Origin of the sequence: Bradyrhizobium sp. CCBAU 53338 (genome assembly GCF_015291665.1) — a bacterium.
Lineage (GTDB): Bacteria > Pseudomonadota > Alphaproteobacteria > Rhizobiales > Xanthobacteraceae > Bradyrhizobium.
Genome location: NZ_CP030048.1, coordinates 4725556 through 4739834 on the forward strand (window position 1 = coordinate 4725556; position 14279 = coordinate 4739834).

The window sequence follows — 14279 nt, forward strand, 5'->3', positions numbered from 1 at the left end:
TCCCCTCCGCCATCGCGTCCGAAGGCCCCCGACACCGGCTTCCTGGTTAATTGGCGCGGTAGGTGCGACTGGGATCATCTCCGGTGAGGTCGGCCAGGATGGTTTCGCCCGCGATTGCGGTCTGCCCTTCCGAGACCAGTGCCTTGGTGCCGACGGGCAGATAAACGTCGAGCCTCGAGCCGAAGCGGATCAGGCCGAACCGCTCGCCGGCGCCGACCGCCTGCCCCTCCTTGACGAAGCAGACGATACGCTTGGCGACGAGGCCCGCGATCTGGATCACGCCGATGCGGCCCTGCGGCGCCGAGATGACGAGCGAGTTGCGCTCATTGTCCTCGCTCGCCTTGTCGAGCTCGGCATTGATGAACAGGCCGGGCCGATAGGCGATGCGATCCACCCTGCCCGCGACGGGAGCGCGGTTCACATGGCAGTTGAACACGCTCATGAACACCGAGATGCGCGGCAGCGGCCGGTCACCGAGCCCAAGCTCGGCCGGCGGCAGCGCCATGGTGATCATCGAGACGCGACCGTCGGCGGGCGACACCACAAGGCCGTCGCGCTGCGGCGTCACGCGCACCGGATCGCGGAAAAACAGTGTACACCAGACGGTGAGGATCGTGCCGATCCACCCCAGCGGCGACCACAGCCAGAACAGGACGAGGCTTGCCAGCGCAAAGCCGCCGATGAAGGGATAGCCCTCCTTGTGGATCGGCGGAATCTGACGCTGGATCGAATCGAGAATGGACATCGCTATCTGCCGCTCAGGGGTTGATGGCGCGGGTCGTCTCGCGCACCGGGGTTGTTTAGGCCAGAGTTGGGACCGGAGACAAGCTCACTCCGCGGCCGCCTGCGCCGTGAGGACGTCCGCGACCGGCGGCGGCTCCCGGTTGGGCGCCTCGCTGCTGTCGGCCATCCGGGCCAGCTTCTCGCGCGCCGCCTCGGCCTCGCGCTGCCTGTTCCACATGCTGGCATAAAGACCACCCTGCGCCAGCAGGCTGGCATGGGTGCCGCGTTCGGCGATGCGGCCCTGGTCGAGCACGATGATCTCGTCGGCGCCGACGATGGTCGAGAGCCGGTGCGCGATGACGAGGGAGGTGCGGTTCTTCGCCACGCGGTCGAGCGCGCCCTGGATCTCGTGCTCGGTGTGGGTATCGAGCGCCGAGGTCGCCTCATCGAGCACCAGGATCGGTGGAGCCTTCAAGACGGTGCGTGCGATCGCGACGCGCTGCTTCTCGCCGCCCGACAGTTTCAGGCCGCGCTCGCCGACCTGGGTCTCGTAGCCCATCGGCGCCATGCGGATGAAATGGTCGATCTGCGCGAGACTCGCGGCCTCCTCGACTTCCGCGTCGGTCGCGTCCCAGCGGCCGTAGCGGATGTTGTAGCGGATGGTGTCGTTGAACAGCACCGTGTCCTGCGGCACCATGCCGATGGAGGCGCGCAAGGAGCCTTGCGTGACCTCGCGGATGTCCTGGCCGTCGATCAGGATCTTGCCACCCGAGACGTCGTAGAGGCGGAACAGAAGGCGCGAGATGGTCGACTTGCCGGCGCCCGACGGGCCGACGATCGCCACCGTCTTGCCGGCCGGCACCTCGAAGCTGATACCTTTCAGAATTGGCCGCGTCGGCTCATACGCAAAGCGCACGTCCTCGAAACGCACTGTGCCGGCAGAGACGGCCAGCGGCTGAGCATTCGGGACATCCTTGATCTCGGCCTCGCGGCCGATCACGTTGAACATCTTCTCGATGTCGATGATGGCCTGCTTGATCTCGCGATAGACCATGCCCATGAAATTCAGGGGCTGGTAGAGCTGGATCATCATGGCATTGACCAGCACGAAATCGCCGACCGTGTTGGTACCGTTGCGCACGCCGATCGCGCACATCAGCATGGTCGCGGTCAGGCCCAGCGTGAAGATCACGGCCTGCCCGGTGTTGAGCACCGCGAGCGAGGTGTAGGTATTGATGCTCGCTTCCTCGTAGCGCGCGACCGATTTGTCGTAGCGCTGCGCCTCGCGGGCCTCGGCGCTGAAATATTTGACGGTCTCGTAATTGAGCAGCGAGTCGATCGCCTTGGTGTTCGCCTCGGTGTCGGAATCGTTCATCTTGCGGCGGATGCCGATCCGCCACTCGGTCGCGATATAAGTGTAGTACATATAGACCGTGACCGTGATCAGGGTCGCGACCACGTAGCGCCAGTCGAACTGCCAGAGCAGCACGGCCATCAGCAGCGAGACCTCGACGATGGTCGGGATCAACTGGAGGATCACCATGCGCACGATGACCTCGATGCCTTCGCGGCCGCGCTCGAGCACGCGCGTCAGGCCGCCGGTCTTGCGCTCCAGGTGAAAGCGCAGAGACAGCTCGTGCATGTGGACGAAGGTGATGGTGGCGAGCTTGCGCACGGCATGCATGGCGACGCGGGCGAAAATGCCGTCGCGCCATTGTGTCAGCACCGCCATGACGATGCGCATGACGCCGTAGCTGGCGGTCAGGAGCAGCGGCGACGCGACCACCCAGAGGTGCCAGTTGCCGGCCTGCACCGGCGCGGTGTTGGCGCCGGTCAGCGCATCCGTTGCCCATTTGAAGCTGAACGGTACCGTCAGCGTGATCAGCTTGGCGGCGAGCAGCAGCACCATCGACCACACCACCCGCATCTTCAGGTCGAAGCGGTCGCCCGGCCAGATATAGGGCCACAGATGCGCCAGTGTGCCCATCAGGGTGGCCCGCTCCAGCGGTCCGCCGGCAGCCTCGGGCACTTCGGGAACGTCTGGCGAACGAGGTGGGCTCATCAAGAAACCTGAAAGGCCCGCCGGATGCGGGCGCGGTGCGATTTGCGAATTTCGCTCGTCATATAGAAGCTTCCGGGCCGAAGCGCACCCCGCCAGATGGCGAATCTTCGATTGTTTGTCGCCATTTACCGGTAGATTTCCGGGTAGTCCGAATCACCTGAGGGGCTTGACGCCCCTTCGCTGCAATGCATCATGGCACCAATGAGCACGATCAAAACCGTCTGTGTCTATTGCGGCTCCGGCCCCGGAACCAATCCCCAATTCACCGAAGGCGCCAAGGCGTTCGGCAAGGCGCTCGCCGAGAACAACATCCGCCTGGTCTATGGCGGCGGCTCGCTGGGCCTGATGGGCTCGGTCGCCACCTCCGTACTGGATCACGGCGGCACCGTCACCGGCATCATTCCCGAATTCCTGCGCAAGCGCGAGAACGCGCTGACCCGGGTGCAGGAGATGATCGTCACCCCCGACATGCACGAGCGCAAGCGGCTGATGTTCGAGCGCTCCGACGCCTTCGTGGCATTGCCGGGCGGCGTCGGCACGCTGGAGGAGCTGGTCGAGCAACTGACCTGGAAGCAGCTCGGCCGTCACGCCAAGCCGGTGCTGCTCGCCAATTTCGACAATTTCTGGGAGCCGCTGTTCTCGCTGCTGTCGCATATGCGCCAGACCGAGTTCATCCGCGCCGGCCTGTCGGTCGATATCCTCAAGGCCGATCGCGTCGAGGATATCCTGCCGAAGCTGAAATCCGCCGTGGCCCAAATCGCCGACGAAGAAAAGCAGCTCTCCCCGGACGTCGCGCGCAAGCTGTAAGAGTTCTTGTTTGCGCATGATCCTTCGGAAAACCGCCGCACACTTTTCCGGATCATGCGCTACTCCTGCGGAAACGTTACCGCCTCGATCCGGTTGCCGTCAGGATCGGTCACGAAGGCCGCGTAGTAGCGCACGCGGTCATGCGGGCGGATCCCCGGCGCACCGTCGGATGCGCCGCCGGTCGCAAGCGCAGCGGCATGAAACGCGTCGACTTCGCCTGTCGTCTTCGCCCGCAGGCAGATGTGCACGCCGCTCTCCGGTGCTACGCGCGGCATCGCCTCCCGCAGGTTGATCCAGAATTCCGGATAGGTCTTGCCGAAGCCGACCGTGCGCGGCCGTGTGACGAGGCGCGCGAGGCCGAGCGCGGCGAGCGTGGCCTCGTAGAATTTCGCGGCGCGTTCGAGATTGCTGACGCCGACGGAGATGTGGTCGATCATCGCCCTGCCCTCTCCTCACTCTCCGCTGTCATCGCCCGGCTCGACCGGGCGATCCAGTATTCCGAGACGCCCGAAAGCAACCGTGAAGCCGCAGCGTACTGGATACCCCGCTTTCGCGGGGTATGACAGTCGTCGTGGCCGCCTACGCCGGCGCGCCCGATTTCACGAGCTTGTAGATCACCGAATCCATCAGCGCCTGGAACGAGGCGTCGATGATGTTCGGGGACACGCCGACCGTGGTCCAGCGATCGCCGTTCTCGTCTTCGCTCTCGATCAGCACGCGCGTGACCGCGCCGGTGCCGCCGTTGAGGATGCGGACGCGGTAGTCGATCAGCGTCAGGCCCTCGATGTACTTCTGGTACTTGCCGAGGTCCTTGCGGAGCGCGACGTCGAGCGCGTTGACGGGTCCGTTGCCTTCGGCCGCCGAGATCAGATGCTCGCCGGCGACGTCGACCTTGACGACGGCCAGCGCCACGGTGACGCGCTCGCCGAGCGCGTTGTAGCGCTGCTCGACATTGACGTCGAACTGCTCGACCTCGAAATAATGCGGGACCTTGCCGAGCGTGCGGCGCGCCAGCAGGTCGAACGAGGCGTTGGCGGATTCGTAGGCGTAGCCCTGCGCCTCGCGCTCCTTCAATTCCTCGACCAGCCGCGTCAGCTTGGGATCGCTCTTCTCGTAGGCAATACCGGCGCGATCGAGCTCGGCGATGACGTTGGAGCGTCCGGCCTGGTCCGATACCAGCACCTTGCGGTGATTGCCGACCGTCTCCGGCAGCACGTGCTCGTAGGTCTGGGGGTCCTTCATCACGGCGGAGGCGTGAATGCCGGTCTTGGTGACGAAAGCGCTCTCGCCGACATAGGCCGCATGCCGGTTCGGCACCCGGTTGAGCATGTCGTCGAGCGTGCGCGAGACCTTGACGAGGGTCGCCATCTTCTCCGCCGTAACTGATATCTCGAAGGCGTCCGAGAACTCCTTCTTCAATTTCAAGGTCGGGATCAGCGAACAGAGATTGGCGTTGCCGCAACGCTCGCCGAGACCGTTTAAGGTGCCCTGGATCTGCCGGGCGCCGGCGCGCACCGCCGCGAGCGAGTTCGCTACCGCCTGCTCGGTGTCGTTATGGGCGTGGATGCCGACATGGTCGCCGGGGATGTGCTTGGTTACCTCGGTGACGATGGCCTCGACTTCGTTCGGCATGGTGCCGCCATTGGTGTCACACAAGACCACCCAGCGCGCGCCGGCCTCATAGGCCGCCTTGGCGCAGGCGAGCGCAAAACTGGCATCTTCCTTGTAACCGTCGAAGAAATGTTCGCAGTCGAGCATGACCTCACGGCCGGCGGCCTTCGCCGCCGCGACGCTGTCACGGATCGAGGCGAGGTTTTCTTCCTTCGTCGTCTCCAGCGCGACACGCACCTGATACGCTGAGGACTTCGCGACGAAGCAGATCGCGTCCGCCTTCGCCTCCAGCAAGCCGGCGACGCCGGGATCGTTGGAGACCGAGCGCCCTGCCCGCCGTGTCATACCGAAAGCGGTGAAGCGCGCATGATTGAGCTTCGGCTTGCTGCCGAAGAACTCCGTGTCGAGCGGATTGGCGCCGGGATAGCCGCCCTCGACGTAGTCGATGCCGAGATCGTCGAGCATGCCTGCAATGACCCGCTTGTCGGTCAGCGTGAAGTCGACACCGTTGGTCTGCGCGCCGTCGCGCAGCGTGGTGTCGAACAGATAGAGGCGCTCCTTGCTCATTGCGCTGCTCCGAGCGTCTTCTTCATGGTGGTGTTGGCGAGCCATTCGTCATTCATGGTGACGCTGTTGCGCTGCTGGGCCGTGTAGCCGCGCTTGGCGAAGAAATTCTGCGCGGTGTCGCTGGCGTCGACTGTGAGCGCCGCAGCGCCACGACCGCCCGCGAGCTTCTCCAGCGCGTCGACCAGCATGGTCGCGATGCCCTGCCGGCCGACGGCCGGATGCACATAGAGCATCCGGATGTGATCGGCGCCGCGCAGCGAAGCGAAGCCGACGGGCGAACCTTCGAGCGTCGCGATCAAGGTCAGGTCGGCGGCCAGCCGCTTGCCGAACTCCGCGGTCTCGGCCGCCTCCATCCAGGCTTCCTGCTGCGCCTCGCTGTAATCGTCGCCGGTCAGCTCCTGGATGCTGGCGGCGAAGATCGCGGCCAGCATCGGAACGTCATCAGGCAGGAACGGCCGCAGGCCGGGCTTGGGATGCGCTTGTGCCATCGTCTTCACCACAAACCATAGAGTTTCAGCACGATCGCCACCGCGGCGCCGAGCAACAGGATCTTCAGCGCGATGTAATAGAGCCAGTGCCGCGGAAACGGCGTATCAGGTCGTGTCATCGCGCGACCTCCCAGGTCGTGCCGTCCTTGGAGTCCTTGATCGCGACGCCCATCGCGGCGAGTTGATCGCGAATGCGGTCGGATTCCTTGAAATCCTTGCGCGCCCGCGCGGCCGTCCGCTCCGCGATCAGGCTCTCGACCTCCTTGCCGTCGATGCCGCTCGCCTGCTGCTTGCGCCCTTCCCATTGCGCCGCGCTCTCGGACAGGAAGCCGAGCAGCCGCAACGAGCCCGCAAGGGCCGGTACGTCGCCGCCACGCAGGCTGTGCAGCGCCGCGATCGCCTGCGGCGTGTTGAGGTCGTCGAGCAGCGCTTCGACCACGGACGCAGCCGGCTTGCCGGCTTCGACGTCGGCGGCGACCCGATACCATTCGTCGAGGGTCCTGGCGCTCTCCTCCAGCGACTTCATGGTCCAGTCGATCGGCGAGGTGTAATGCGTCTTCAGCATGTTGAGGCGCAGGGCCTCACCCGGCCAGTCCGCGAGCAGCTCGTGGATGGTGATGAAGTTGCCGAGCGACTTCGACATCTTCTCACTCTCGACCTGCAGGAAGCCGTTGTGCATCCAGTAGTTCGCCATGCGCTGCTGGTGGAAGGCGCAGCAGGTCTGCGCCACCTCGTTCTCGTGATGCGGAAACACGAGATCGATGCCGCCGCCATGGATGTCGAACTGTTCGCCGAGATGCTTCCAGGCCATGGCCGAGCACTCGATGTGCCAGCCCGGACGCCCCTCGGCCTCGATGCCTGATGGCGACGGCCAGGACGGCTCGCCGGGCTTGGACGGTTTCCACAGCACGAAGTCGGTATTGCCCTTCTTGTAGGGCGCGACATCGACGCGAGCACCGGCGACCATCTCGTCTAGAGAACGGTTCGACAGCGCGCCGTAGCGCGGCAGTCCGTCGTTGGCCGCGTTCATCGCCTGCGGCGAGAACAGCACGTGGTCCTCGGCGACATAGGCAAAGCCACCTTTGACGAGGCGTTCGATGATCTCGCGCATCTCGCCGATATGCTCGGTCGCACGCGGCTCGACGCTCGGCCGCAGCGCACCGAGCGCATCGACGTCGGCGTGAAACTGCCTGCCGGTCTGCTCGGTGACCTTGCGGATCGCCTCGTTCAGCGGCAGGCCGGGAAAATCCCGCGCCGCGCGGTCGTTGATCTTGTCGTCGACGTCGGTGATGTTGCGGACATATTTGACGTGGGCCGCGCCATAGAGGTGGCGAAGCAGCCGAAACAGCACGTCGAACACGATCACCGGCCGCGCATTGCCGATATGGGCGAAGTCATAGACGGTCGGTCCGCAGACATACATGCGGACGTTGTTCGCATCGAGCGGCACGAAGGTGCGCTTGTCCCGGCTCAACGTATCGTAAAGGCGCAATTCCATAAGGACACCTGTCGGCTGTTGGCCGGGCGTCCAGTGCTCTCAATGTGTTTTGAGAAAAGACGGCTCCAGCCAGCGAATCGCTAGCTCGTAATCTCGCGGCAAATAATGCAGATGGCGAGGAGACCGTTCATGCGGCGACATATGGGCCACGAAGGGCCTTGGCGTCAAGAGAGCCGCGAAAATGCCGCTTTATGTCCGCAAACGGCCGCCGTCCGCCTTGATGGTTCATCATCCTTAACCATTTGAGCGCATTCTGGAACTGGCGGTTCCTGCTTTTTGCCCCCAAGGTGTTTTCATGCGATCCTTGCTCGCGCTCGTGTCTTGCGCCTCCATCCTTGCGGCCTCCAGCGCCTTGGCCGAGACCCGCGTCTTCATCGTCGCCAACCAGGCCGGCGGCTATGGCGTCGACCAGTGCCTGGCCAAGGGCGAGAAATGCGGCGCGCAGGTCGCCCGGACCTATTGCCAGTCACGAGACTTTGCACAGGCATCGGCCTACCGCCGGGTCGATCCCGACGAAATTACCGGCTCTGTCCCCAAATCCGGCGCAAACTGCTCCCATGGCCATTGCGACGAATATGTCGCAATCACCTGCCAGCGCTGAATTCTCTCGGAACTGGCGGACCTTAGGACCCGTTTACGGCCCCTGAAACGACGTGACGCTGCCGCAGGAAGCGGCTATTGGAGGGCGCGCTTCGGCCCCCCAGATCCTATTGAAAAGTCACTCGGGGCCGTGACCTCGCTAGAATGGCGGATATGCCTGAATTTTTGTCTCTGTCCCGTCCCCGCGCCCTCCTCGCTTGCACCGTGCTTCTCAGCGTCGTGCTCGCCACTGACGCTTTTGCGCAGGCCGGCCCGCCCGGTGCACCGCCTCCGCCCGCCCAGGGCGGGCTCGGATCGAACCCGATGTGCGTGCGGCTGGAAGGCCAGCTCGCCGCGCTCGACCGCGGCGGCAGCAGCGACCCCGCGCGCGACGAGCAGATCCGTCGCTACCAGGATTCCCAGAGCCGCCAGCAGGCCGAGCTCGATCGTGTCTCCATGCAGGCCAAGCGCATGGGCTGCGAATCCACCGGCTTCTTCTCGCTGTTCAACGGCCAGTCGGCGCAATGCAGTCCGGTCAACACCCAGATCCAGCAAATGCGCGCCAATCTGGATCAGATCACCAGCAATCTTGAACGCCTGCGCAGCGGACCCGGTGCCGGCGGCCCTGAACGGGACAGCCAGCGTCGCTCCGTGCTGGTTGCGCTCGCACAGAACAATTGCGGGCCGCAATACGCCAACGCCGCGCAATCACAAGGCGGCGGCAACTTCCTGAGCAATCTGTTCGGCGGCGGCAACAACCCGAACAATCCGCAGCCCGTCCCGCCGTCCGATCTCGGCCCGCAATCCGGCACCTATCGCACCGTGTGCGTGCGCACCTGCGACGGCGCCTATTTCCCTATCTCGTTTGCGACCGTGCCGGCGCGCTTCGCCGACGACGAAAAGACCTGCAAGGCGCTTTGCCCGGCGGCCGAAGCGGTGCTCTACGCCCACCGCAATCCCGGCGAGGACATGAACTCCGCGGTCTCCATCAGCGGCCAGCCCTACACATCGCTGCCGACCGCCTTCAAATTCCGCAGCGAGTTCAACCCGTCCTGCTCCTGCAAGGCGGCAGGCCAGAGCTGGGCCGACGCGCTGAAATCGGCCGACGACAAGGCGGCTGCCGAGCAGCAGGGTGACATCATCGTCACCGAGGAAAGCGCCAAGAAGATGCAGCAGCGGCAGCTCACCAAGGGCGCGCCGACCAAGAAGGGCGCAGCTCCCGTGCCGGCGACCGCAGCCGCACCCGCCGCCACGCCGCCTGCAGATGCGAGCACCATGACCACGCCGGACAACAAGCCGATCCGCTCGGTCGGCCCGATCTTCCTGCCGCAGCAGAAGTAAGGCTCACCCCTCGAACGCGTCGATCGACGCCTTGCTGCCGCGCGACACCAGCGTCTCGTCGGGTGCGGGCAGCTTCTCGCCCCGATCGCGAAAGCGATTGGTGATGGGATAGCGGCGGTCGCGGCCGAAATTCTTGCGCGTCACCTTCACGCCGGGCGCGGCCTGGCGGCGCTTGTATTCGGCGACGTTGAGCAGATGGTCGATGCGGGTCACCGTCTCGCGATCGAAGCCGGCTTCGATGATCTGGTCGAGCGGCTCCTCGCGTTCGACCAGACGTTCCAGGATCGCATCGAGCACGTCGTAGGGCGGCAGTGAATCCTGATCGCTCTGATTTTCGCGCAGCTCCGCCGTCGGCGGACGCGTGATGATGTCGGGCGGGATCACTTCGCCCGCGGGCCCCAATGCACCGTCGGGCTTCCACGAATTGCGCAAGCTTGCGAGCCGGAAAACCTGCGTCTTGTAGATGTCCTTGATCGGATTGAAGCCGCCGTTCATGTCGCCATAGAGCGTGGCATAGCCCACCGACATTTCCGACTTGTTGCCTGTGGTCACCACCATCAGCCCGATCTTGTTGGAGATCGCCATCAGCAGCGTGCCGCGGGTGCGGGCCTGAAGGTTCTCCTCGGTGATGTCGGGCGGCAGGTTCTTGAAGAGGCCGGACAGGATGGTCTCGAAGCCGCTCACGGCTTCAGCGATCGGCAGTACTTCGTAGCGGATGCCGAGATGGCCGGCGAGTTCGCCGGCATCCGCAATCGAGTGTGCTGCCGTGTAGCGATAAGGCAGCATGACGCCGTGCACCTGGTCGGCACCAAGCGCGTCGACCGCGATCGCCGCGCACAGCGCGGAGTCGATGCCGCCTGAGATGCCGAGCAGCACACCGGGAAAGCCGTTTTTGGCGACGTAGTCGCGCAGACCCAGCACGCAGGCGGCATAGTCGGCCTTGTCGCCCTCCGGCTGCTCGGCAATCGGACCGGTGCAGCGCCAATCGCCGCCGTTCCTCGTGAAGCGCAGCGTGGTGATGCTCTCTTCGAACGCCGGCAGTTGCGCGGCGAGCGAGAGATCGCCGTTGAGCGCGAACGAGGCGCCGTCGAACACGAGCTCGTCCTGGCCGCAAACCTGGTTGAGATAGACCAGCGGCAGGCCGCTCTCGGTGACCCGCGCGACAGCCACCGACAGGCGCACATCGTTCTTGTCGCGGGCATAGGGCGAGCCGTTCGGCACCAGGATGATCTCGGCGCCGGTCTCGGCCAGCGTCTCCACCACGTTCTCGTAATCCTCGGACTCTTCCAGCCAGATATCCTCGCAGATCGGCACGCCGATCCGCACGCCGCGCACGGTGACGGGACCTGCGGCGGGGCCGCGCGCGAACAGTCGCTTCTCGTCGAATACGCCATAATTCGGCAGGTTGCATTTGAAGCGCAGAGCGGCGATGCGCCCGCCGTCGAGCAGCGCGCAGGCATTGTAGAGCTTGCCGTCCTCGACCCAGGGCGTGCCGACCAGCAACGCCGGACCGCCGTCGGCGGTCTCGCGCGCCAGCGCTTCGATTGCCGCGCGGCAGGCGGCCTGGAAGGCCGGCTTCTGCACCAGATCCTCCGGCGGATAGCCGGCGATGAACAATTCCGGAAACAGCACGAGATCGGCGCCATCGGCGATGGCGCGCGCGCGGGCGAGCCGAACCTTCGCGGCATTGCCCGCGATGTCGCCCATGGTTGGATTGAGCTGGGCGAGCGTGACCGCGAATGCGTTGAGACGTTCGGTCATGGCCGCCTCGTCCAGCTAGAGGAATCCCAATCGCTCGATGACGGCGATGATCCAGAACGCGCCGGCCATCAGCAGCGCAACGCCGACCGCGGCCGAGCCCATGTCCTTGACCCGGCCGATCTGCTTGTCGTGATCCATCGTCAGGCGGTCCGCGAGCTTCTCGATCGCGGTGTTGAGCAACTCGACCACCAGCACGAAGGCGACCGCACAAACCAGTTCGACCGCGCGCGTCGCTGTGGCGGCGACGAACCACGCCACCGGCAGCGACAGGATCAGCGCAAAGATCTCCTCGCGGACGGCCTGCTCCGAGCGGAACGCAAAGGCCAGACCGTTACGGGAATTGATCGTGGCCTTCCAGATGCGCAGCAAGGTCCTAGAGCCCCGCTGCGAACGGCATCGGCTTGGTTTTGCCGACGCGTTCCTGCTTGAGCAGCTCCGCGATCAGGAACGCCATGTCGATGGATTGCTCGGCGTTGAGGCGGGGATCGCAGACCGTGTGATAGCGGTCGTTGAGATCCTCGTCCGTGATGGCGCGGGCGCCGCCGATGCACTCGGTGACGTCCTGGCCGGTCATTTCCAGATGCACGCCGCCGGCATGGGTGCCTTCGGCGGCATGGATCGTGAAGAACGACTTCACCTCCGAAAGCACGCGGTCGAACGGCCGCGTCTTGTAGCCGGTGGTCGAGGTAATGGTGTTGCCGTGCATCGGATCGCACGACCAGACCACCACCCTGCCCTCGCGCTTCACCGCGCGGATCAGGCCGGGCAGATGATCGGCGACCTTGTCGGAGCCGAAGCGGTTGATCAGCGTCAGCCGGCCCGGCTCGTTCTCGGGGTTGAGAATGTCGATCAGCTTCAACAGCTCGTCGGGCTTGAGCGACGGGCCGCATTTGAGCCCGATCGGGTTCTTGATGCCGCGGAAATATTCGACATGGCCGTGATCGAGCTGGCGGGTGCGGTCGCCGATCCAGATCATGTGGCCCGAAGTCGCGTACCAGTCGCCGGTGGTGGAATCGACGCGGGTCATGGCCTGCTCGTAGCCGAGCAGCAGCGCTTCATGGCTGGTGTAGAAATCGGTGGCGCGCAGCTCCGGATGGCTCTCCAGATCGAGGCCGCAGGCGCGCATGAAGTTGAGCGCGTCGGAGATGCGGTCAGCCAGTTCCTTGTAGCGGCGGGACTGCGGGCTATCCTTCAGGAAGCCGAGCATCCATTGATGCACGCTGCCGAGATTGGCGAAGCCGCCGGTCGCAAAGGCGCGGAGCAGATTCAGCGTCGCGGCCGACTGGCGATAGGCCATCAGCTGCCGCTGCGGGTCCGGCACGCGCGCTTCCTTGGTGAAGGCGATGTCGTTGACGATGTCGCCGCGATAGCTCGGCAGCTCGACGCCATTGACCTTCTCGGTCGGCGACGACCGCGGCTTGGCAAACTGGCCGGCGATGCGGCCGACCTTCACCACCGGCACCGCGCCGGCATAGGTCAGCACCACCGCCATCTGCAGCAGCACGCGGAAAAAGTCGCGGATGTTGTTGGCGCCGTGCTCGGCAAAGCTCTCGGCGCAATCGCCGCCCTGGAGCAGGAAGGCGTCACCGGCCGCAACGCGGGCCAGCGCCTTCTTCAGATTGCGCGCCTCGCCGGCGAACACCAGCGGCGGAAAGGTTGCAAGCTGCGCCTCGACGTCGGCCAAAGCCTTGGCGTCGGGATATTCGGGCACCTGTAGCACCGGCTTGCTGCGCCAGGACTCGGGCGTCCACCGCTCGGACATCGCAATCTCTCCGTGAAGCAAAAAAGTGCAACCTGATCTGTGGGTTGCGAGGGCCGCCTTATACACAGGCTGGCGCGACATCGCCAGTTGTAAATCCGTTTCGCAATGCAAACCCTTGCGGGCAAAGCCGAATTCGCATTTGCTAGGGGTGGTAGAGGAAACCGGCAAGACAGCTTCCACCCATGGACGCGCCACTGGACGACGTTTTCATCGACGAGATCAGCTTCCCGGCGACCGACGGGTATGCGCTGACCGGCACCCTGTTCCTGCCGCGCGGCGCCAAGCGGCATGCCATCCTGATCAACTCGGCGACTGCCGTCCCGCGCAAGATCTACAAGGGCTTTGCCTCCTACCTCGCCCATCGCGGCTGCGCGGTGATGACCTACGATTATCGCGGCATCGGGGACTCCCGGCGGCCGGCGATGGTCGGCTACAACCAGCCGAAGTCGCTGGTCGGCTTCAAGGCCTCGATGTCGGACTGGGCTGCGCGGGACGTCACCGCCGCGGTGCGCTGGATGCGCGAGCGCTACAACACCCTGCCGCTCGCCTATGTCGGCCACTCCTACGGCGGCCAGGCGCTCGGGCTGATCGAGAACAACAGCGAGATTTCGCGCGCCGCGTTCGTGGCATCGCAGGCCGCGACCTGGCGGCTGATGACGTCGCCGGAAAAATACCGCGTCTTCGCCTTCATGAATTTTGTCGGCGTGCCGCTCACCCACGCACTCGGCTACGCGCCGGGCTGGGCCGGGATCGGCGAGGACCTGCCCAAGGGCGTCTTCCTGCAATGGGCCGAGTGGGTCTCCAGCCCGCGCTATCTGTTCGATTCCAAACTGCCGGCGCTGGAGAATTTCGCGAAATTCAAGGGCGCGCTGCGCGCGCTCTGCTTCTCCGACGATCCCTGGGCAACACGGCCCGCAGTCGAGTTGCTGACATCGGGCTTCACTGCGATCAAGCCGGAGGTGCTGACCGTGAAGCCGTCCGAGGTCGGCGCCAAGGCGATCGGCCATTTCGGCTTCTTCCGCCCCGAGCATCGCGACACGCTGTGGCGCGGCATGGCGGAATGGATCCAGGGGGAATGAC

Annotated in this window: 12 protein-coding genes and 1 pseudogene; 4 read left to right on the plus strand and 9 right to left on the minus strand. The window is 65.0% G+C overall.

The annotated features are described in order from the left end of the window. Positions 1-46: 46 nt before the first annotated feature. Both XH90_RS22370 and XH90_RS22375 read right to left on the minus strand, forming a co-directional pair. Positions 47-772, minus strand: a pseudogene (locus XH90_RS22370) (phosphatidylserine decarboxylase); the annotation flags it as partial. A gap of 57 nt (positions 773-829) precedes the next feature. Next, positions 830-2785 carry an ABC transporter ATP-binding protein/permease gene (locus tag XH90_RS22375; protein WP_194476497.1) on the minus strand — a complete coding sequence of 652 codons (1956 nt, stop codon included), beginning with the start codon at positions 2783-2785 and terminating at the stop codon, positions 830-832. A 201-nt stretch (positions 2786-2986) separates the two neighbouring features. On the opposite strand from XH90_RS22375, the gene XH90_RS22380 reads away from it, so the two are divergent. Beyond that, complete coding sequence (locus XH90_RS22380) at positions 2987-3592, plus strand: TIGR00730 family Rossman fold protein (RefSeq protein WP_194476498.1); 606 nt, start codon at positions 2987-2989, stop codon at positions 3590-3592. Positions 3593-3651: 59 nt separating this feature from the next. Here the strand turns inward: XH90_RS22380 and XH90_RS22385 are convergent, their stop codons facing one another. The 4 genes from XH90_RS22385 to cysS form a co-directional block, all read right to left on the minus strand. Continuing rightward, positions 3652-4029: a VOC family protein gene (locus XH90_RS22385; protein ID WP_194476499.1), complete on the minus strand. Its 378-nt coding sequence runs from the start codon at positions 4027-4029 to the stop codon at positions 3652-3654. A gap of 142 nt (positions 4030-4171) precedes the next feature. Further along, the gene (gene cimA / locus XH90_RS22390; protein WP_194476500.1) at positions 4172-5770 is read right to left on the minus strand and encodes a citramalate synthase; all 1599 of its coding nucleotides are present in this window, start codon (positions 5768-5770) and stop codon (positions 4172-4174) included. Continuing rightward, entirely contained in the window at positions 5767-6258 is a 492-nt protein-coding gene (locus tag XH90_RS22395; protein WP_194476501.1) for a GNAT family N-acetyltransferase, read from the minus strand. The genes cimA and XH90_RS22395 overlap by 4 nt, the downstream gene beginning before the upstream one ends. A gap of 115 nt (positions 6259-6373) precedes the next feature. Beyond that, positions 6374-7756, minus strand: coding sequence for a cysteine--tRNA ligase (gene cysS / locus XH90_RS22400; protein ID WP_194476502.1), 1383 nt, complete (start codon positions 7754-7756; stop codon positions 6374-6376). 295 nt (positions 7757-8051) lie between these two features. Here cysS and XH90_RS22405 point away from each other — a divergent pair, with 295 nt between their 5' ends. Together XH90_RS22405 and XH90_RS22410 are read left to right on the plus strand one after the other, a co-directional pair. Then, positions 8052-8357 carry a hypothetical protein gene (locus tag XH90_RS22405; protein ID WP_194476503.1) on the plus strand — a complete coding sequence of 102 codons (306 nt, stop codon included), beginning with the start codon at positions 8052-8054 and terminating at the stop codon, positions 8355-8357. Positions 8358-8500: 143 nt separating this feature from the next. Continuing rightward, positions 8501-9676: a DUF2865 domain-containing protein gene (locus XH90_RS22410; protein WP_194476504.1), complete on the plus strand. Its 1176-nt coding sequence runs from the start codon at positions 8501-8503 to the stop codon at positions 9674-9676. 3 nt (positions 9677-9679) lie between these two features. Here the strand turns inward: XH90_RS22410 and XH90_RS22415 are convergent, their stop codons facing one another. Genes XH90_RS22415 through XH90_RS22425 form a run of 3 tightly spaced genes read right to left on the minus strand, consistent with a single transcriptional unit; the run spans position 9680 to position 13199 of the window. Continuing rightward, positions 9680-11437 carry an NAD+ synthase gene (locus XH90_RS22415; protein ID WP_194476505.1) on the minus strand — a complete coding sequence of 586 codons (1758 nt, stop codon included), beginning with the start codon at positions 11435-11437 and terminating at the stop codon, positions 9680-9682. 15 nt (positions 11438-11452) lie between these two features. Then, positions 11453-11806 (minus strand): diacylglycerol kinase, encoded by a 354-nt coding sequence (locus XH90_RS22420; RefSeq protein WP_194476506.1) that lies wholly within the window; start codon positions 11804-11806, stop codon positions 11453-11455. 4 nt (positions 11807-11810) lie between these two features. After that, positions 11811-13199, minus strand: a complete 1389-nt coding sequence (locus XH90_RS22425; protein WP_194476507.1) for a class II 3-deoxy-7-phosphoheptulonate synthase — start codon at positions 13197-13199, stop codon at positions 11811-11813. Between the two features lie 182 nt (positions 13200-13381). Here XH90_RS22425 and XH90_RS22430 point away from each other — a divergent pair, with 182 nt between their 5' ends. After that, positions 13382-14278 carry an alpha/beta fold hydrolase gene (locus XH90_RS22430; RefSeq protein ID WP_194476508.1) on the plus strand — a complete coding sequence of 299 codons (897 nt, stop codon included), beginning with the start codon at positions 13382-13384 and terminating at the stop codon, positions 14276-14278. The last annotated feature ends 1 nt before the right edge of the window (position 14279 follow it).

Coding starts and splice junctions, on each gene's coding strand:
- XH90_RS22375 (WP_194476497.1), bottom strand. CDS start 2,785: ATGAGCCCACCTCGTTCGCCAGACGTTCCCGAAGTGCCCGAGGCTGCC.
- XH90_RS22380 (WP_194476498.1), top strand. CDS start 2,987: ATGAGCACGATCAAAACCGTCTGTGTCTATTGCGGCTCCGGCCCCGGA.
- XH90_RS22385 (WP_194476499.1), bottom strand. CDS start 4,029: ATGATCGACCACATCTCCGTCGGCGTCAGCAATCTCGAACGCGCCGCG.
- cimA (WP_194476500.1), bottom strand. CDS start 5,770: ATGAGCAAGGAGCGCCTCTATCTGTTCGACACCACGCTGCGCGACGGC.
- XH90_RS22395 (WP_194476501.1), bottom strand. CDS start 6,258: ATGGCACAAGCGCATCCCAAGCCCGGCCTGCGGCCGTTCCTGCCTGAT.
- cysS (WP_194476502.1), bottom strand. CDS start 7,756: ATGGAATTGCGCCTTTACGATACGTTGAGCCGGGACAAGCGCACCTTC.
- XH90_RS22405 (WP_194476503.1), top strand. CDS start 8,052: ATGCGATCCTTGCTCGCGCTCGTGTCTTGCGCCTCCATCCTTGCGGCC.
- XH90_RS22410 (WP_194476504.1), top strand. CDS start 8,501: ATGGCGGATATGCCTGAATTTTTGTCTCTGTCCCGTCCCCGCGCCCTC.
- XH90_RS22415 (WP_194476505.1), bottom strand. CDS start 11,437: ATGACCGAACGTCTCAACGCATTCGCGGTCACGCTCGCCCAGCTCAAT.
- XH90_RS22425 (WP_194476507.1), bottom strand. CDS start 13,199: ATGTCCGAGCGGTGGACGCCCGAGTCCTGGCGCAGCAAGCCGGTGCTA.
- XH90_RS22430 (WP_194476508.1), top strand. CDS start 13,382: ATGGACGCGCCACTGGACGACGTTTTCATCGACGAGATCAGCTTCCCG.